Source organism: Algibacillus agarilyticus (assembly GCF_003286125.1).
Classification (GTDB): Bacteria; Pseudomonadota; Gammaproteobacteria; order Enterobacterales; family Alteromonadaceae; genus Algibacillus; species Algibacillus agarilyticus.
This window is the reverse complement of sequence record NZ_QMED01000017.1, coordinates 15,350-32,850: the sequence shown is the minus strand read 5'-3', so window position 1 is coordinate 32,850 and position 17,501 is coordinate 15,350. Positions and strand designations below refer to the sequence as shown.

Genomic DNA, 17,501 nt, shown 5'->3' with positions numbered 1-17,501 from the left:
ACGATCATGAGTACAGGTCACGTCGTACAAGTTATCGGCGCGGTCGTAGACGTAGAGTTTCCACAAGATTCTGTACCTCAAGTTTACGAAGCGTTAAAAGTAGAAGAAGGCGATTTAGCTGGTCTGACGATAGAAGTTCAGCAGCAATTAGGCGGCGGCGTAGTTCGCGGCATCGCAATGGGTTCATCAGACGGCTTACGCCGTGGATTAAAAGTGGTGAACTCAAACGGCCCTATTATGGTACCAGTTGGTACTGCTACATTAGGCCGTATAATGGATGTATTAGGTAACCCAATTGATGAAGCGGGTCCAATCGGTGAAGAAGATCGTTGGTCAATCCATCGTGAAGCGCCTTCATACGAAGACCAAGCTAATTCAAACGACCTTTTAGAAACAGGTATCAAGGTTATTGACCTTGTATGTCCATTTGCTAAAGGTGGTAAAGTTGGTTTATTCGGTGGTGCCGGTGTTGGTAAAACCGTAAATATGATGGAATTAATCCGTAACATCGCGATCGAGCACAGTGGTTACTCTGTATTCGCCGGTGTTGGTGAGCGTACTCGTGAGGGTAACGATTTCTATCATGAAATGAACGAATCAAATGTACTTGATAAAGTATCGTTAGTATACGGTCAAATGAATGAGCCACCAGGTAACCGTTTACGTGTTGCTTTAACTGGCTTAACAATGGCAGAAAAATTCCGTGATGAAGGTCGCGATGTATTATTCTTCGTTGATAACATTTATCGTTACACACTAGCGGGTACTGAGGTTTCTGCATTATTAGGTCGTATGCCATCAGCGGTAGGTTACCAACCAACACTTGCTGAAGAAATGGGTGTACTACAAGAGCGTATTACGTCAACTAAGACGGGTTCAATTACTTCAATCCAAGCGGTATACGTACCTGCGGATGATTTAACGGATCCATCTCCAGCGACGACGTTCTCTCACTTAGATGCAACTGTTGTATTATCACGTAACATTGCTGCATTAGGTATTTATCCTGCTATTGACCCATTAGATTCAACTTCGCGTCAGTTAGACCCGTTAGTTGTTGGTCAAGAGCATTATGATACTGCCCGTGGTGTGCAAATCGTTTTACAACGTTATAAAGAACTTAAAGATATCATCGCAATCTTAGGTATGGACGAATTATCTGAAGAAGATAAACAAACCGTTGCCCGTGCTCGTAAGATCCAGCGTTTCTTATCTCAGCCGTTCTTCGTAGCTGAAGTATTTAACAGCACACCGGGTCGATATGTATCTTTAAAAGATACTATTGCAGGCTTTAAAGGCATTTTATCTGGTGAGTATGATCACTTACCAGAGCAAGCTTTCTATATGGTTGGTGCCATAGAAGAAGCTGTTGAAAAAGCTAAAAGCATTTAATTATTTCGGATAGGAGGTAGCTATGGCAGCTATGACCGTACACCTAGATATCGTTAGTGCAGAAAGTGGTATATTTTCTGGCCTAGTTGAATCTATTCAGGTAACTGGTAGTGAAGGTGAGTTAGGTATTATGCCTGGCCATGCACCTTTAATCAGCCCGTTAAAACCTGGCCATATCCGAGTTGTTAAGCAGTTTGGTGAAGAAGAGTTCATCTATCTGTCAGGTGGTATTTTAGAAGTACAACCTAATGGTGTAACTGTGCTGGCTGATGTTGCTTTACGCGGTGACGACATCGATGAAGCAGCAGCACAAGCAGCTAAGCAACGTGCAGAAGATGCTATTGCTAATCCTAAAGGCGACATTGACTTTGCTCAAGCCGCTCGTGAGTTAGCTGAAGCGATTGCACAAATAAAAGTACTTAATAATTTACGTAAATAATCGTTGTTAAGTATTGATATGATTAAAAAAGGGCGGTTTTTAAACCGCCCTTTTTGTTATCTGTCACTTTAAATTTATTATGTTTGTTATAAACTAACCCCGCCTAATCAATTATATAAAAGTCTATTATGGAAAAGAAACTCTCAGCAGTTATTCTCGCGGCCGGTAAAGGTACGCGCATGAAATCTAATTTACCAAAAGTACTACATAAAATTGGCCATAAGCCTATGGTTAAACATGTAATCGATGCTTCACGTGAGATGGGTTGCGAAAATATTCAGCTGATTTATGGCCATGGTGGTGAGCAACTCAAATTAGCACTAAAACAAGAAGATGCGAATTGGGTTGAGCAAAAAGAACAACTCGGTACGGGTCATGCTGTACAGCAAGTTATTCCATTTTTAAGCAATGATGAAGTGGCGTTAATTCTATATGGTGATGTTCCGCTCATTAAATCATCAACGTTATCCAAGCTAGTGGCTGCAACCCCAGAAGAAGGTATCGGTTTACTTACCGTTAAATTAGCCAATCCATTTGGTTATGGTCGTATTGTGCGAGATGAAAATAATTTAGTCACCGCAATTGTAGAGCAAAAAGACGCTAACCCAACTCAACTTACGATCAATGAAATTAATACTGGTATTATGGCTGTACCAGCTAAGCAGTTAAAAAAATGGTTAGGTGCGTTAAACAATGATAATACCCAAGGCGAATATTATTTAACGGATATTATTGGTATGGCCGCCGCTGAAGGTAAAGAAATTTGCACCGTAAGTCCGCATAATGCCGATGAAGTTGAAGGCGTAAATAACCGCATGCAACAGGCGCATTTAGAGCGTGTATATCAGTTAGAGCAAGCAACCGAATTAATGATCCAAGGTGTGTCTTTGCGAGATCCTGCTCGATTTGATGTGCGTGGCGATGTAACGGTTGGTACAGATGTGATCATTGATGTTAATGTCATACTTGAAGGCCAGGTTGTATTAGGGAATAACGTGACTATTGAAAGCAATTGTGTACTTAAAAATGTCACGATTGGCGATGGAACGGTCGTTAAAGCTAATAGCCACTTTGAAGACGTTACTGTGGGCAAAAGTAATGCCATTGGTCCATTTGCACGATTAAGACCGGGTGCTAAATTAGCTGATAATTGTCATGTTGGTAATTTTGTTGAAATAAAAAAAACCACATTAGGTGAAGGTGCCAAAGCTAATCATTTAACTTATTTAGGTGATGCTGAAGTCGGTGCGGGCACGAATATTGGGGCTGGTACGATCACGTGTAATTATGATGGTGTAAACAAGTTTAAAACGATCATTGGTCAGAATGTCTTTATAGGTTCTAACTCTGCGTTAGTTGCGCCGGTTAACATTGGCTCTGGCGCTACCGTGGGGGCTGGTGCAGTTGTAACAAAAGATGTTGAAGATGGCGAGTTAGCCATTGCGCGTGCAAAACAGCGCAATATTGAAGGTTGGCAGCGCCCAATTAAAAAGTAACCAGATCACCGCTTGTTGTTCGGGTTATAAACCCATTGTTTCTCACTTGCATGCAAGTCAGGAAACAATGGGTTTTTTATTACGCTACATTAAAATTTTACTTATTGACCTTCGTTTGCCGGTAACAAAAGAGAGATAAAGGCCGCTACAAGCAAGCTGCCACTCGATATCCATAAACAAAGCTCGATGCTGCCGACTTGAAATGCCCAGCCTGATAACAGCGTACCAATTAAACGCCCTAGTGCATTCGCCATATAATAAAAACCGACATCGAGTGAAACACTATTTTGATCGGCATAACTCACAATCAGGTAACTGTGAATAGCAGAGTTAATAGCAAATAGTGCACCAAATACAAATAACCCAGTGATTAAAACGGTGGATAAATCATAGACTGGCATTAATAAAGCAATTGCGGCAGGAGAGAGAGCTAACATAAAAGTCCAAATAAATACTTTATGTTTATTGGGTGATGTACCTGCGTTTTTACCCGTAATGAAAGGGGCGATTGATTGCACTATGCCATACAAAATAACCCATAAAGCTAAAAAGCTACCAATGGCGGTATGTGACCAACCTAACTGTTGAGCTAAAAAAACAGGTACTGCGATCACAAACCAGACATCGCGTGCACCAAATAAAAATAAACGAGCAGCCGATAACGCATTAATCGCTGGGCTTTTTGAAAAAATATCAGAAAATTTAGCTTTGTATTTGCTTTTACCTAAATCTTGTTTCAATAAAACAAGGCTAAGTAACCAGATAATGGCCAATACAACGACCATACTGAGTATGGCACCCCGAAATCCTAAAGTCGCAAGCAAAGCCCCACCCATGAAAAAACCAGCGCCTTTAAGCGTGTTTTTAGAACCGGTTAAAAAGGCAACCAGTTTAAATAAGCGTTGTTCATGGTTGTTTGCATTATTTTGCTGAGGCAATAACGCTTTGACTGCACTTTTGGCACTCATCTTATTGAGGTCTTTTGCAATACCAGAGCAGGCTTGAGCAGCCATAACATAAACCACAGTAAGATAATCAGCTGGTACTAATAACATGCCTAAAGCGATTACCTGTAGCCCTAAACCAATATTCATCGTGCGGTTTAAACCTATTTTAGCGCCTAACCACCCACCAACTAGATTGGTTACCACACCAAAAAATTCATAAAAGACAAATAACCCTGCGATCTGCAGAGGGCTATAGCCTAATGTATAAAAATGCAAAATAACCAACATGCGGAGCGCACCGTCAGTTAACGTGAAAAACCAATAATTAGCGGTGATTAAAAAATATTGTTTTATGGCGGGTGATAAACTTTGCAGCATAAGTTAACTCTAAACAGAAAAGAAATTAATAAGGAATGCGAGTCAAAGCACTCCTTGTACATAAAATCTAAAACTAAAACATAGACGTTAAGCTTTATCTATTTGCCCAACTAAACGCATTAACTCTGCTGTTCGGTTAACGTATCCCCATTCATTGTCATACCAAACATAAAGTTTAACTTGCGTATTATTAATAACCATCGTTGAAGGTGCATCAATAATGCTGGATCGCGGATCAGTTCGATAATCAATAGAAACTAACGGGCGTGTTTCGTACCCTAAAATATCAACTAACTCGCCTTCTGCTGCTTCTTTTAATAAAGCATTCACTTCTTCAACGGTGGTGTCGCGTTGCACTTCAAATACACAATCCGTTAACGAGGCATTGGTTAATGGCACACGAACAGCATGGCCGTTTAATTTGCCTTTTAACTCCGGAAAAATATGGGTAATTGCGGTGGCTGAACCCGTTGTTGTCGGAATTAAGCTTGCGCCGCAAGACCGTGCTCGGCGTAAATCACTGTGCGGTGCATCAATAATGGTTTGCGTATTGGTAATGTCGTGGATAGTGGTCATCGAGCCATGTTTAATGCCAATGTTTTCGTGTATTACTTTGACAACGGGCGCTAAACAATTGGTTGTGCACGAAGCGGCTGTAATAATACGGTGCGCTGTTGGATCATATAAACCTTCATTAACGCCCATCACAACGTTTAAAACGCCTTCTTCTTTGACTGGTGCGGTCACAACAACACGTTTTACACCTTGATCAAGGTAAGCTTGCAATAACGCTTTTGTTTTCATTTTTCCAGATGCTTCAATCACTACATCACAGCCAGACCAGTCTGTATCGGCAATATGCGTATTGCGGCTGCAAATGATTTTTTGATCATCAACCGTGATTTCATTTTCTTGAGCTATGGCTTCATGTTGCCAACGGCCATGCACAGAATCAAAATTAAGTAAATGTGCTAAGGTTGCAGCATCACCTGCTGGATCATTTATTTGCACAAATTCTACATCTGGCCATTGCCATGCTGCACGTAACGTTAAACGCCCCATGCGACCAAAACCGTTAATACCCACTTTAATTGTCATTTGAAAACCTATTTGATAAATGAGACTATATAAACATGCGAAAAATCATATATGTGTTTTTTCATATGTACAATAAACTTTTAAAGAATTTTTTATGTCATTACCCACGTCAGAGTCTTTATGTTCACCTCAGTTATTTTTTAAGGCGTTAGCAGAACCGACACGTTTAAAGATAATATTGCTGCTGTTCAAAAAAACAGAGCTGTGTGTGTGTGATTTTACGCAAGTCTTTGCAATGGAGCAGCCACGTATTTCACGTTACTTGGCCGAGCTGAAAGGGTTTGATCTTATTGTGGGTGAACGCAGAGGTAAGTGGGTTTATTATCGTTTAAATATCAATGCAGGCGATTGGCGCTATGATGTGATACAAACCACCTTAGCGCAGCAAGCTGACTTTATAAAAACGGAGCTAGCCACGTTGTTATCGGCAGATAACTGTTGCTAACTTGGTTGTTGGAATGGGTTATTTTCGAGTTTGTCGACTAAGCAAGTAACCATCAAGCTATTTCTAGTTTAATGCCACTTCCACGCATTAAATATAATGATAATAACTCAATACAACCAAGCCTAACGTAATACTAATAGGGCTTAAAGCCGTCGACAGCGTAATAATCTCAGCCGCTAAATTACCATAAGGCGTCATTTGTTTACTCATAACAAAAGCGGCTGCTGCAGTAGGCGTTGCCATCATTAAAAATAATACCCCTAATGGCGCACCCGTAAAGCCAAGATTTATGGCAATTATTGTGATAATTGCAGGCAACACCACTAATTTCAGTAGCGTGCCATATAAAGCTTCTTTATGATTTGCTTTTAAACTTTGCCACTCTAAGCTCGCACCGATACACAACAAGGCTAATGGTAAGGTTAATTGCGCTAAATACTTAAGTGAATCATTGGCTACGCTAGGCATGGTCAAACCCATTTGCGCCCAACTGCCCCCTAAAACAATGCTGATGATCAAAGGGTTTTTCATCAGGTTTTTGAATACACCGCCAGGTGAGTCACTTAATAATAAAACAGATAAAACATTATAAAAAATGGTTAAGACCGCTAAATAAACAGCAGCCATTGCCAATATGTCACTACCAAATGCATTAACACTTAATGCTAAACCTATGATCCCCATATTGCCGCGAAAGGCACATTGTGTAAATACTGCGCGCTTTGCTTTAGCGATCAAAAGTGGAGAAATAAACCAAACTAGAACAACACTCGCGACCGTTGCAGCAACCGCATAACTAACCAAAGGCAAATTTAAGCTTTCACTTGGGTTATTGGCTGCCACACTTAAAAAGAGTAAACACGGTAAGGTGATAGTAAAAACTAACTTACTACCTGTCGCAACAAATTGGCTATCAATAAGTTTTAAATGCTTGAATAAAATACCGGCTAATAAAATAAAAAGCACGGGTCCGGTAATGTTTAATGCGCTAAGTAAATGATCGAGTAAAGACAAAGTGTGATAGCCAAAATGAAAGTGATATTTAATTATACCTACATAAAATTAATAACACCTGCATTCACTTTGTATTTCGATTATTTTTTGCATGTATTCGTGCGGTTATCGTGAGCTGCTGCGATCAAATTTTATAAAAGCATAAACAATCGCGACGATGAGTAACGCGGGTAATAACAACGGACCAAACAATGCAAATATAAGGGTGCCGATAATAAAATATATCAGTACGCCCAGCGTAATTGATGTCACCAGTGCTAACAAAGTCACGAGTAATATCATGCCTAAGGTTGATAAAATAACGCTAGAGATGCCCGATATATGCACTGTTTCATGTTGATCATGCTGCCAACTAAAGTGGGCATGGGTTGTTGCAGAACTAAATAACTCTTGCAAACCGGCTAACAGCAAAGCAGCTAATACAATATAAAAAATAACTTTAAACATGGTCGGCTCCTTTCTTTTTGCGGTTTTTAAATAGCAGCCACCAACAAGCACCTTCAAAAATAACGCCTGCGATCAAAAAGAGTGAGCCACCAGGGCCAGCGCCTTGTGAGTAAAAAACTAAAGCGGTCATAAATAAACAAAACGAGATGAGATAACGTAAAAAGCGATTCATTATTTATCCTTACTTACTGACCCATATTATTCAAAGCAACTTGACCACTGGTATCACTTAGCAATTTAAATTCAGTTGTATTACTAACCTTAATATCACCAGACGTGTCTGCCACACTTAATGTGCCTTGTATTTTATCGGCTTTAATATCACCTGAATTATCATCAATCATGACGTTACCAATTATGTTTTTCAGATTAATATTGCCGCTGGTATCATCTATTTTTATGTGACCTGCAATATCCCATAAGCGAATATTACCCGAGCCATCATCAACACTAACATGATTGTTTAATTGGCTTATTTTTAAGTTACCTGAGCCTTGAGTCGCACTTAAAATTAAATGTTTAGGCATTTGGATGTGCAAATTAATGCGAACGGGTTCATGCCAAGCAGAATCAAACGAATCCCAGCCCGCAGATTGGATCGTTAGTTGTTGTTCAACTTGCTGTTTGTTTATATATTTTTCAGCATCAATATGATCTGATATGGTTTTAATTTCAGCGTTAACATGGATCTCGTCGAGTCCGTCAACCCCTTCAATAAATAAATTACCCGAATTAATATCAACATTGAGTTGAGCTAACTCGCTTGCTGGCACCGAAAAGTGATGGTGATGACTTTGCCAAGAAGGGTCGTTATCAATTACTACAACGCAGGCTGTTAATGAAGTACATAAACCGAATAATAAAAGTGAAGTTCCTTGTCGCATACTATTTCTCGTTAAAATAAATAAAAGTAACTAGGTATTACATTTTTTATACCAAGTTGTTTTTATTGTTATTTAACAATGATTTATGGTTTACTTTAATCGTGGTTAATTATTTTTTTGGTTAAAATAACTAAAATTTAGTTATTTTAACTCTATTTACTTTCTCTTGATTATTTGTGATGAAACTAAAGGTATAAATAAATTTTTATTGTTACCTAACAGCTGCTCATAAACTTGTTGATAAGCTAGAACGGCTTTTACATATTCACGGGTTTCTTTGTAGGGAATGGTTTCTATCCATAGATCAAAGTCTTGTGGCGCATCTTGAGGGATCCACTTAATTACGCGATGATAACCGGCGTTATAAGACGCGATCGCTAAAGGATATTGTTCATCAACCCGATCGAGCAATTGACGTAAATAGGTGGTGCCTAGCTTAATGTTAGTATTAGGTGTAAAAAGTTTTTGGGTTGACATACGTCTACCTGCAACTTGCTTGGCGGTGCCCGGCATAAGCTGCATTAAACCTTTGGCACCGGCACTAGAATTAGCATCCGACATAAACGTACTCTCACGTCGAGCAACGGCAAAAGCCAATGAGGTCGGTATTTTATTTTTCTTGGCGTTTATTTCAAATTCAGTTTGATACGCTAAAGGAAAACGTAAGTTTACATCATCTAAATAACCGGCTTGCGATATTGTGCTTAAGGCTTGATCGTGCCAGTCCCAGCGCGAAGCTAAAATGGCAGCGGTCGCTTTTTCTTCTTTAGTTAATGTGCGTTTTAAATGCCACCATTCACGCCTAGCTTGGGTATAACGTTCTAATTGTAAAAACTCAAAAGCGCGTTTTGCTGCGGGTGCATCGGCCATGATGTCTAATTTTTCATAATGGGCTTGAAAAGGGTAATTATTAATATGTGTAACTTGATTAACTTGGGCTGCGGCTAAAAAACCATAATAATGTCGTTCTAATGCTACTTTTTTAAATAGCTGTTGGGCTAAGTTGGTTTGACCAAGAGACTCTTGTGCTCTGGCTAACCAATATTGATTTGATAACTCACTTGCCGCTTCAGTGGGTAAGCTCGTGATAAAGTCGACAATTAACTGCCAGTCATCGGGTTGCGATGCTTTTTGTAATAATAAAGCCAGATGCCAGTGGCGTAATTGATTGTCTAGTTGATCAACCGGGATGTGTTTAAAATAACGTAGAGCTCGTTCGTCGCCTTGACTGGCTAATGCCAGTGCGAATTTTTGATTGAGGCTTATTTTTTGTTCTTTGGTAAAGGTAAATCGAGTTTGGGCTTGTTGCCAAGCATCAATCGCGGCATCTTCATCGCGCCAAATTAAACGTTTTAAACCATAATGCACAATTTGCGCATGTTCATTATCACCCGCTTTAAATGCATTAATATTGGCCGTTTTTCTTGGGTCTCGTCGCACTTTATACCAAAGGTTAGCCCATGCTTTTTCGTTATCGGGTAATTGTTTTATTAGGTAGGGGAGCAATGAGTGTTTACCGCCATCTGCGGCTAAGACAATACGTTTTTTAATATCTTCGGTGGTTCTGTAACCGTTTTTGGTCCATTGTTTAAAAAGTCCATCACAGGCTTTGGGTTGTGATTGGCCGACTATCCATAGATCTTTGATATCGTCTACTATGCTTTCTAATTTGCCGCCGATCGCCAGTTCTGATTGTAATTTATAGCAATTTAATTCTGCGTTATTGGTTTTGCGGTAATCATTTAAAAAAATAACCGCTTCATTTTTTTTACCTAAAAAGGTTAACCACGCTTTACGTAATGGCCATTCTAGCGGGGTGCCGGTATATAAATTTAAAAAATGACGTATACGCTTTTTATTAACCAAGTAAGGGTATTTTTTTAGGTAGGCAAGTTCGACGTAAGGTGCCAGTGGGTAATCACCCAGATCTTTAATGGCTTGACGATAAGCTTTAACCCGACCTTTTTTAGCGTCGTATTCGGCGGCAGCAAATAGTTTTCGCTGCTGTTCTAGTGTGAGTTCTTTAGTTAAGCCTAGAGTCGAAAAGCTAAACACAAAGATGAACGTAACTAAATATATCAATCGAATAAACAATTAAAGCCAACCTCGAAAATAAGTGTTAATCAAGATATCCCAAACCACTTAAAGGTTGTGGTTTAGTATTCGGTGCGTATAAAGTGGATGCGTCTTTTAGAGTTGGCGAATACCCACTTATTTCTCTATCCAACTATCCCTGTTTTTTGTACTGAAACCTAATCTATTCAAGCTGTTAGAATACAACTCTACCCTATCAATAATAAAAGCTTTTACCAACCGTATCGTTCAATTAATTAAATAAATAATAATAAAGTAAGATTTTGTACAATACGGGGGGATAAAGAATGGCTCGAAGCGCGAGTTAGTCAATGTAAGTAAGAACTTACTTGCCATAAAGTATTTATATACTTTGACTTTTAATTTAATGCAAATGTGAATAAAGGTTGCTATTAGCGGTTACTACTATACCCTCGTTACTTCTTTCGTTTGTCATTTATCCTAGATAGCTGGCTTAGCCTCATCAAACATTGGATATATATGACACCTCTTCGTTTGCGTTACCAAACTATTGAGTTCGACAACACCGATATACATTTGTGCACGTTACGTGATAATCAGCAATTTTATGACCCTGAAGATATCGCTAAAAACTTAGGTATTTCATCTGCTTTGTGGCCTATTTTTGGCATCATTTGGCCTTCGGGCGTAATGTTGGCTAATCATATCGAAAAATGTGATACCCAAAATAAGCGCATACTTGAAATAGGTTGTGGTATGGCACTTTCTAGTTTGTTGTTAAATTCACAAAATGCCGACATTACCGCAACGGATTATCACCCTAATGTGGGTGAGTTTTTATTAAGAAACACCGAACTTAATAACGACAAACCTATTGCTTATGAACAAGTTGATTGGGCTGATGGCAGTGACACGCTGGGTTTATTTGATTTAATTATTGGCAGTGATGTTTTATATGAAGATGAGCATATTGAATTGCTAGCGCATTTTATTAATGATCATGCAAATGCTAAATGTGATGTGGTATTGGTTGACCCCGACCGTGGCCGAAAAGGCAAATTAAGCAAGTTAATGATTAAGTTAGGTTTTGATTATACGCCTGAGCGCGCGGCTAAAATTGACCATTTAGGTAAAGACTACAAAGGTCATATTCTTACGTTTACGCGCTAATTGAAGCATCAAGCGGTTGGTTGTAAACCCGCCGCTGATATTTAGCTTTGATTAATTAATCATCGGCTAGCGCATCAAACTCTTGTTTTTTAGTATCAAACCAAGCTTGCATTGCTTGTGGTTGTTGCATTAAAGCCATGACTTTTTGCATCGCTTCAAGATGGTCGGGATCTTGTTTTTGAAACATTTCCATGCCGTGCAATTTACTTTTTTCGGCAAGTTCTTCAAATGTTTCTGCGCTAAATTTAATGTCACAAGCACCGCCAAGTTGCTTACAAGTCATTGTTTTCATCTTAATCTCCGCTTTATTTTTTATTACGCTTGAATAACATTATATACCCAAGTGACTGCTATTTAAATTCTCAGCGATTTGTATTCGCTATACCGTTAAAAACCTATAATTTTTCTATCATTTCTAAAATATAGATAAATTATAGGACGCTAGCCCTTATTCCGCCTAGATTTTGCTTGAACTTTTAATGTTGGAAAATAACATGTAGGTCCGCCACCAAGTTACATTTTGTGCCGCCATTCAATTACATAAAGCTTTGCCACCTCAGAGCCTGATATAGTCACCAACCTTAACTCGCTTTTGGACATAAATGAGTTAGTCCGAATGCGGATTTAGTGCGGCTCTTTTTCCTTCAACATCATTTAAATACTCAAAACATAAGGCAATAGAGGATGCTCTTTCAAGTAAATTCGAGATTAATAGAGCTCCCGCATAATTTCTAGAATAGTTTAGTAGATTAAACTCGCTCTCAATTCGGTGGTTAGTTTAGTCTAACTTAAAACGCTCAACTGAAGAGGCAAGCCTCTGAGCAAGAGCCATAGTATTGTTAGCTTGAGTGCCGTTATCAATTGCAACATCGAAATTATCTTGAGTATGCCCAGCTAACGTCGTTAAATTTTGACTTATATCCTGTGCTACCTGCGCTTGCTCTTCAGTAGCCGTAGCCGTTTGTGCGGCCATTTCACTAACATTGCTACATGCCTTTGTTATGTTGTTTAATGATACCAATGCTTGCTTAGCTTTCTCCGCAGTTGAGATTGTTCCTTGGCTACCCTTATTTATTGAATTAACGGCCTGTTCAACCCCAGACTGTAAACTTTCAATCATTTGCTGAATACTTTGAGTAGATTCTTGCGTGCGACTTGCTAGAGAGCGAACTTCATCTGCAACCACTGCAAAACCTCGACCTTGTTCTCCAGCTCGAGCCGCTTCAATTGCCGCATTTAATGCCAATAAGTTGGTTTGCTCTGCTATGCTTCTAATAACATCCAAAACAGACGCAATGTCATTTGAATTTTCAACCAAATTTTCAATTACGTTTGCAGCAGTCCCTATTGTTATCGAAAGCTCTTCCATATCCTTAACCGTACCTTCAGTAACGTGACTCCCTTCTTGAGTGAGCCTATTTACCTCATCAATTTCGTCTGACGTCGAAACTGCATTTTGCGCTACTTCTTTGACTGCGTATGACATTTCATTTACTGCGGTAACAATAGAATCAACTTTATCTGTTTGTTGCCGACTGGTATCCTGAATACTTGCAGCTCCTATATCAAGTTTCTCAACTCCAGATATAACAGCTTTTGACTGTTCCAAAATAGATCTGATTAATTCTGCTAAACCAGCAATGAACTCATCAAAATCGTTCGCTAACTGTCCAATCTCATCTTTACGTTTAGAGTTAATCCTTCTAGTAAGATCACCATCACCGCTATTTAAGCCTTTAATTTCATAGGACAGGGTTAGAATTAACTCTGACAATGACTTTGGCCCTAACGTGCCAACTGCAATCGTGAGCACCACTATTAAAATGCTGAAAATCATTAACGCCAAACTAGTACTATTAACACTACCAATTGTTTCTTTGCTTAAATCTGAACTTGCTTTATCAGCATCCTCTCCAGCTACATTATAATATCCTCGTAAAGTGTTAAATTTCGTCACGACTTCAGTTTTACTTAAGGCTTGAGCAGCGGCCAGGTTACCAACTTCTACTAATGTAAAACCTCTCTAGCATGATTAAACCAATCGTCGTAAGAAGCCTGAAACGTGTTTAATTTTGACAGTATTTCAGGGAAGGCTTTCATCAACCTTTGATACTCCCGCATTCGATCTAATGCTTGTTGTGCATTTTCTTCAAATTCACCTTTATTTTTAAAAAAACTAGAGTCACTAACTTCCTCTTGAAATAACCTTAATTCTGCTACCTGCGCTTGATAAAGGTCTCTGTCTGCGTTCAAAACCAATGATATCGCTAGATTGAATGTTTGCCCTATTTGAGTCATTCCTTCTTCAGTCTTAGTTATTAACTTTGTATAGAGAAATACAGAAACAATAAATATCACAGCAATAGAGCAAAACATGGCTGTATATCGAAATCGGATGCTTCTCAAGTTCATATTTAAGGCCTTCTATTCAAAGAGATTTTTGAAAACTATAACTGTTATTACTATCGGTATTTTTAAGGCTTCCTTCAGTAATTAAATTTTTAATTTGCGATTAATAATTCAGAATGTTGCCTTTTATCCAGGCATCAGCTGAGCCCTCGGCGTTTAATTTTTTGACCCACTCATTAACATGGTTTGCATACCACTCAGAAGAAACTAAAAGAATAAATTGCTTTTGTAATTGTTCCGCCAATTTTTTAGACGTACCTGATTTTGACAACGCAATGTACACGTCAGATTCATTTGCAACTAATAAACTTCTCACGGAGTCGGTTCTATAGCCGATCTTTTTAAGCGTGCTATACATCCCAAAGGATTCGAAGAACAACGTATCAAATCGACCATGCATCAACATTTTAACTGCATGATCGTAATTTAATGCACTAACTAAGTTAGAAGCATTTTTATCTAACAACCACTTCTCTCTTATATCCCCGCGAACAACACCTACAGTTCTAGAAGCTAAAATTTGCTGAATTGAGGAAACCTCAAATGGTGCATGACTTAAAGAATAGAAAATCCAACGTTTTGATAAAACATGAGCGAGCCAATGGTACCTATCTTCTCTTTCATTAGTACGAGAAAGACTAAACATAAGAACATTAGGTTCTGTGTCTAAAGTTCGTAATGCTCTAACTTCTGGCAACACTTCAGTTTCGGTATTTATGTTTAATTGTTTTTGCAATCGCTTAACGATTTCAAATACATAGCCAGATAACTCGCGCTTTTCATTTAGAAAATTAGCGGGAGCTTCATTCACTGAGATAAAACGTAATTCAGAATAGTTGAACTCATTTGAGTACGAATAAAAGCTTGCAGCGACTAGCAATACGGTCATAAGTTTTGGCATATCCATCCATCCATTCCATTGTTAAATAGACTTAATTAATCTTAGCAAAAAGTTGAAAACCAACAACTTTGTCATACCTTAATATTCGCTGTAAGCAGACTTTATTGGATTAATAAAAAAGCTACGCAATTGTTAATATAATTATGTAAACGCGTTCTGAGGTAAAAGCAAAGTCCATATTTTAAATTTTCTAACTCGTTATGGGGCAAAAACGCGTTACAACCAGAATCTTTAAATGTCAGTCCTTGGTGAAGTTTAATGATAATCACTGGCAAACTATGGCGCTATTAGGTGGCAAGAGTGATGTAATTACTTGGCGGTTATTGTGCTATTTATCAAATATTGCTTTAAACAAGGCGGTAATAAAAATCAGAAAGCATTTTCATGCCCATAATACGGATTTTACGTGATGCTTATTCCTGAGTTATGCGGATAAATTAAAAGGCAGTTAGCGCTAAACTGCCTGATTGATTCGATAGTGCTCGTGCTTAAGCTTGGTCAATAAACTCTTTTAATTGACCTAAAGAAAGCGCGCCTACTTTAGTGCCTATTTTATTACCGTTATTAAAAAGTAATAAAGTGGGGATGCCTCTAATCCCGTGTTCAGCCATTAATTCACCGGCTTCGTCGGCGTCAACTTTTACTATTTTAATATCTTCGCGCTCTGTTGATAGCGTCTCTAAAATGGGGGCTACCATTTTACAAGGACCACACCACTGCGCGTAAAAATCAACTAATACTAAACCCTGTTGTTCGATCACTTCTTGGTTAAAATCTTGAGAATTAATTTGGCTTACACTGCTCATAATGGTTTCCTTAATTGATTATATTCACTCGCTTTTCAAAGTAAAAACAGTCTATCTAAATTATTTTTTGTTGATAAGAGGGGGTTAATAGGAATCATTGTTCTATATATGCAACAATTTAGGTATGTATATTCGTTATTTAATTAATAAAAAGGGAGAGATATGATGCAAGCAAGTCTTGATGACTTATTATTTTTTGTAACGCTTGTAGAGGCCGGCTCATTAACAAAGGCGGCAGATAAATTATCAATCCCTAAATCTAAAGTCAGTCGGCACTTAACACAATTAGAACAAGCACTGGGTAACCCGTTATTAATCCGGACGACGCGCAAACAACATTTAACGGAGTCTGGCCAATTATTGTATCGTGCGGCTAAGCCACATATTGATGCCTTACATAAAGTAGAAGAAGAGGTTGGGGCGTTAATAAACGAGCCTAAAGGTCAATTAAATATACTGTTGCCGTTAGACTTCTTTAATCAAATTATGAGTGCTTTAGTGGCGGAGTTTGCGTTGATGTATCCTAATATAACGCTTAATTGCGCTCACTATTCGGGCCCATTACCTGACGAGCAACAAAAGTTTGATATTACCTTTGTGCTGCATGAGTCCCCTTTACCCGAATCCAACTGGATCGCCAAAGGTTTACTCAGTTTTCCACAATCAATCTATGCGTCTGAGCGTTACGATGCTAGTCATATATCGTCGCCAGAAGATCTTATTAATGAAAACTGCATATTGGCGCATGAGCAAGATCAGTGGTTATTTCGTGATGGCACGCGCAACAATAATAAGTTGCAAGCTGTACCCGTCAAAGCCAGAGTCGTTTTTACAAGTCCTGAGATGCGTCGCCAAGCCACTATTCGTAATATAGGCTTAGCTAAACTGCCTAATTACACTTGCCAACTTGATTGTAAAATGCAAAAAATAAAACTAACTAAGCAGCCCGTTGCGCAACAGCTTAGTGTGTTATATCACAGCCGAAGTATTCCTTTAAAAACCCGGGTTTTTTTAGATTTTTTTCAAAATAACTTAGGTCGGTTAGAGTTACTGGCATAGCGTTTATAGCCCTCGTTTTGTTGCAAAAAACGGGTTTTAATGCACTTATCTAATGTAAACAGGGTAATGCGGATTTGGCTTTGCTAACTATATTTTGCGTCAATGGCTTTTAAGGATCGTAAAAACAGCCCTAAGCCGCCAATTGCGAGCACTAAAATAACAATGAGCTCGAATGCGGTCATGGTGCGTAAGCTAAAGCGAATGGTTGAAATTACGCCAAAGATCAGAGCGGTGATTGAGCCTAATGTTAATAACCAGCCAATTACATTTTTAGCATTATAAAAAACAATGCCAATGCCCAGTATAAACGGGATCATGATCATACCGCCGGTAATACCTATGTTGCTTCCCATGGCTGAAAAACCATATAAGCGTGAGCCCATGCCAAAATTAGACGATACAGTGATGGCATTAAGTAGCATATAAAAACCGCCGCACATCATAAAAATACCTAAGAAAAAATGCCCTATTCCGCCTGAACTGCCACCTGCGCCATTCATGTTACTCTCCTTATTTTTGAATAATCATATTATTGCTGTACGTTAACTTACTCCATCATTT

At 38.7% G+C, this 17,501-nt stretch carries 19 protein-coding genes; 6 read left to right on the top strand and 13 right to left on the bottom strand.

Annotation, left to right across the window (positions count from 1 at the left end; genetic code table 11):
* The first annotated feature begins 6 nt into the window (after nt 1-6).
* From atpD to glmU, 3 genes are all read left to right on the top strand, one after another.
* Nucleotides 7-1,392 carry a F0F1 ATP synthase subunit beta gene (atpD, locus tag DPX34_RS13610; protein WP_111979001.1) on the top strand — a complete coding sequence of 462 codons (1,386 nt, stop codon included), beginning with the start codon at nt 7-9 and terminating at the stop codon, nt 1,390-1,392.
* A 22-nt stretch (nt 1,393-1,414) separates the two neighbouring features.
* The gene (locus DPX34_RS13605; protein WP_111979000.1) at nt 1,415-1,831 is read left to right on the top strand and encodes a F0F1 ATP synthase subunit epsilon; all 417 of its coding nucleotides are present in this window, start codon (nt 1,415-1,417) and stop codon (nt 1,829-1,831) included.
* Nucleotides 1,832-1,959: 128 nt separating this feature from the next.
* Nucleotides 1,960-3,327, top strand: coding sequence for a bifunctional UDP-N-acetylglucosamine diphosphorylase/glucosamine-1-phosphate N-acetyltransferase GlmU (glmU, locus tag DPX34_RS13600; RefSeq protein WP_111978999.1), 1,368 nt, complete (start codon nt 1,960-1,962; stop codon nt 3,325-3,327).
* A 101-nt stretch (nt 3,328-3,428) separates the two neighbouring features.
* Here glmU and arsJ read toward each other — a convergent pair whose 3' ends face one another.
* Together arsJ and DPX34_RS13590 are read right to left on the bottom strand one after the other, a co-directional pair.
* Nucleotides 3,429-4,652, bottom strand: coding sequence for an organoarsenical effux MFS transporter ArsJ (gene arsJ / locus DPX34_RS13595; protein WP_111978998.1), 1,224 nt, complete (start codon nt 4,650-4,652; stop codon nt 3,429-3,431).
* Between the two features lie 87 nt (nt 4,653-4,739).
* The gene (locus tag DPX34_RS13590; RefSeq protein ID WP_111978997.1) at nt 4,740-5,750 is read right to left on the bottom strand and encodes an ArsJ-associated glyceraldehyde-3-phosphate dehydrogenase; all 1,011 of its coding nucleotides are present in this window, start codon (nt 5,748-5,750) and stop codon (nt 4,740-4,742) included.
* Between the two features lie 94 nt (nt 5,751-5,844).
* Here DPX34_RS13590 and DPX34_RS13585 point away from each other — a divergent pair, with 94 nt between their 5' ends.
* The gene (locus tag DPX34_RS13585; protein ID WP_111978996.1) at nt 5,845-6,195 is read left to right on the top strand and encodes an ArsR/SmtB family transcription factor; all 351 of its coding nucleotides are present in this window, start codon (nt 5,845-5,847) and stop codon (nt 6,193-6,195) included.
* Nucleotides 6,196-6,282: 87 nt separating this feature from the next.
* Here DPX34_RS13585 and DPX34_RS13580 read toward each other — a convergent pair whose 3' ends face one another.
* The 5 genes from DPX34_RS13580 to DPX34_RS13560 all read right to left on the bottom strand — a co-directional run bounded on the left by DPX34_RS13580 (nt 6,283) and on the right by DPX34_RS13560 (nt 10,634).
* Nucleotides 6,283-7,209, bottom strand: coding sequence for an AEC family transporter (locus DPX34_RS13580; RefSeq protein ID WP_111978995.1), 927 nt, complete (start codon nt 7,207-7,209; stop codon nt 6,283-6,285).
* A 105-nt stretch (nt 7,210-7,314) separates the two neighbouring features.
* On the bottom strand, nt 7,315-7,656 hold the full coding sequence (locus DPX34_RS13575) for a hypothetical protein (RefSeq protein WP_111978994.1): 342 nt from the start codon (nt 7,654-7,656) through the stop codon (nt 7,315-7,317).
* On the bottom strand, nt 7,649-7,828 hold the full coding sequence (locus DPX34_RS13570; protein WP_111978993.1) for a hypothetical protein: 180 nt from the start codon (nt 7,826-7,828) through the stop codon (nt 7,649-7,651). Before DPX34_RS13570 ends, DPX34_RS13575 begins: the two co-directional genes overlap by 8 nt.
* A 13-nt stretch (nt 7,829-7,841) precedes the next feature.
* Nucleotides 7,842-8,540 (bottom strand): DUF4097 family beta strand repeat-containing protein, encoded by a 699-nt coding sequence (locus tag DPX34_RS13565; protein WP_111978992.1) that lies wholly within the window; start codon nt 8,538-8,540, stop codon nt 7,842-7,844.
* Between the two features lie 156 nt (nt 8,541-8,696).
* The gene (locus DPX34_RS13560; protein ID WP_157964733.1) at nt 8,697-10,634 is read right to left on the bottom strand and encodes a lytic transglycosylase domain-containing protein; all 1,938 of its coding nucleotides are present in this window, start codon (nt 10,632-10,634) and stop codon (nt 8,697-8,699) included.
* Between the two features lie 480 nt (nt 10,635-11,114).
* On the opposite strand from DPX34_RS13560, the gene DPX34_RS13555 reads away from it, so the two are divergent.
* The gene (locus tag DPX34_RS13555; RefSeq protein ID WP_111978990.1) at nt 11,115-11,765 is read left to right on the top strand and encodes a class I SAM-dependent methyltransferase; all 651 of its coding nucleotides are present in this window, start codon (nt 11,115-11,117) and stop codon (nt 11,763-11,765) included.
* A gap of 55 nt (nt 11,766-11,820) precedes the next feature.
* Here the strand turns inward: DPX34_RS13555 and DPX34_RS13550 are convergent, their stop codons facing one another.
* The 5 genes from DPX34_RS13550 to trxA form a co-directional block, all read right to left on the bottom strand.
* Nucleotides 11,821-12,057 (bottom strand): DUF1059 domain-containing protein, encoded by a 237-nt coding sequence (locus tag DPX34_RS13550; RefSeq protein WP_111978989.1) that lies wholly within the window; start codon nt 12,055-12,057, stop codon nt 11,821-11,823.
* Between the two features lie 486 nt (nt 12,058-12,543).
* Complete coding sequence (locus DPX34_RS13545; RefSeq protein ID WP_111978988.1) at nt 12,544-13,722, bottom strand: methyl-accepting chemotaxis protein; 1,179 nt, start codon at nt 13,720-13,722, stop codon at nt 12,544-12,546.
* A gap of 50 nt (nt 13,723-13,772) precedes the next feature.
* Nucleotides 13,773-14,063 carry a hypothetical protein gene (locus DPX34_RS13540; RefSeq protein ID WP_157964732.1) on the bottom strand — a complete coding sequence of 97 codons (291 nt, stop codon included), beginning with the start codon at nt 14,061-14,063 and terminating at the stop codon, nt 13,773-13,775.
* A 214-nt stretch (nt 14,064-14,277) separates the two neighbouring features.
* A complete protein-coding gene (locus DPX34_RS13535) occupies nt 14,278-15,075 on the bottom strand; it encodes a substrate-binding periplasmic protein (protein ID WP_157964731.1) in 798 nt (265 codons plus the stop codon).
* A 488-nt stretch (nt 15,076-15,563) separates the two neighbouring features.
* Nucleotides 15,564-15,881: a thioredoxin gene (gene trxA, locus DPX34_RS13530; RefSeq protein ID WP_111978985.1), complete on the bottom strand. Its 318-nt coding sequence runs from the start codon at nt 15,879-15,881 to the stop codon at nt 15,564-15,566.
* A 162-nt stretch (nt 15,882-16,043) separates the two neighbouring features.
* On the opposite strand from trxA, the gene DPX34_RS13525 reads away from it, so the two are divergent.
* Nucleotides 16,044-16,940, top strand: a complete 897-nt coding sequence (locus DPX34_RS13525; RefSeq protein WP_232824740.1) for a LysR family transcriptional regulator — start codon at nt 16,044-16,046, stop codon at nt 16,938-16,940.
* An 83-nt stretch (nt 16,941-17,023) separates the two neighbouring features.
* Here the strand turns inward: DPX34_RS13525 and DPX34_RS13520 are convergent, their stop codons facing one another.
* Complete coding sequence (locus DPX34_RS13520) at nt 17,024-17,440, bottom strand: hypothetical protein (RefSeq protein ID WP_111978983.1); 417 nt, start codon at nt 17,438-17,440, stop codon at nt 17,024-17,026.
* Nucleotides 17,441-17,501 lie beyond the last annotated feature (61 nt).

Coding starts and splice junctions, on each gene's coding strand:
- DPX34_RS13570 (WP_111978993.1), bottom strand. CDS start 7,828: ATGAATCGCTTTTTACGTTATCTCATCTCGTTTTGTTTATTTATGACC.
- DPX34_RS13535 (WP_157964731.1), bottom strand. CDS start 15,075: ATGCCAAAACTTATGACCGTATTGCTAGTCGCTGCAAGCTTTTATTCG.
- DPX34_RS13525 (WP_232824740.1), top strand. CDS start 16,044: ATGATGCAAGCAAGTCTTGATGACTTATTATTTTTTGTAACGCTTGTA.
- DPX34_RS13540 (WP_157964732.1), bottom strand. CDS start 14,063: ATGACTCAAATAGGGCAAACATTCAATCTAGCGATATCATTGGTTTTG.
- DPX34_RS13590 (WP_111978997.1), bottom strand. CDS start 5,750: ATGACAATTAAAGTGGGTATTAACGGTTTTGGTCGCATGGGGCGTTTA.
- arsJ (WP_111978998.1), bottom strand. CDS start 4,652: ATGCTGCAAAGTTTATCACCCGCCATAAAACAATATTTTTTAATCACC.
- DPX34_RS13555 (WP_111978990.1), top strand. CDS start 11,115: ATGACACCTCTTCGTTTGCGTTACCAAACTATTGAGTTCGACAACACC.
- glmU (WP_111978999.1), top strand. CDS start 1,960: ATGGAAAAGAAACTCTCAGCAGTTATTCTCGCGGCCGGTAAAGGTACG.
- trxA (WP_111978985.1), bottom strand. CDS start 15,881: ATGAGCAGTGTAAGCCAAATTAATTCTCAAGATTTTAACCAAGAAGTG.
- DPX34_RS13565 (WP_111978992.1), bottom strand. CDS start 8,540: ATGCGACAAGGAACTTCACTTTTATTATTCGGTTTATGTACTTCATTA.
- DPX34_RS13585 (WP_111978996.1), top strand. CDS start 5,845: ATGTCATTACCCACGTCAGAGTCTTTATGTTCACCTCAGTTATTTTTT.
- DPX34_RS13575 (WP_111978994.1), bottom strand. CDS start 7,656: ATGTTTAAAGTTATTTTTTATATTGTATTAGCTGCTTTGCTGTTAGCC.
- DPX34_RS13550 (WP_111978989.1), bottom strand. CDS start 12,057: ATGAAAACAATGACTTGTAAGCAACTTGGCGGTGCTTGTGACATTAAA.
- DPX34_RS13520 (WP_111978983.1), bottom strand. CDS start 17,440: ATGAATGGCGCAGGTGGCAGTTCAGGCGGAATAGGGCATTTTTTCTTA.
- DPX34_RS13605 (WP_111979000.1), top strand. CDS start 1,415: ATGGCAGCTATGACCGTACACCTAGATATCGTTAGTGCAGAAAGTGGT.
- atpD (WP_111979001.1), top strand. CDS start 7: ATGAGTACAGGTCACGTCGTACAAGTTATCGGCGCGGTCGTAGACGTA.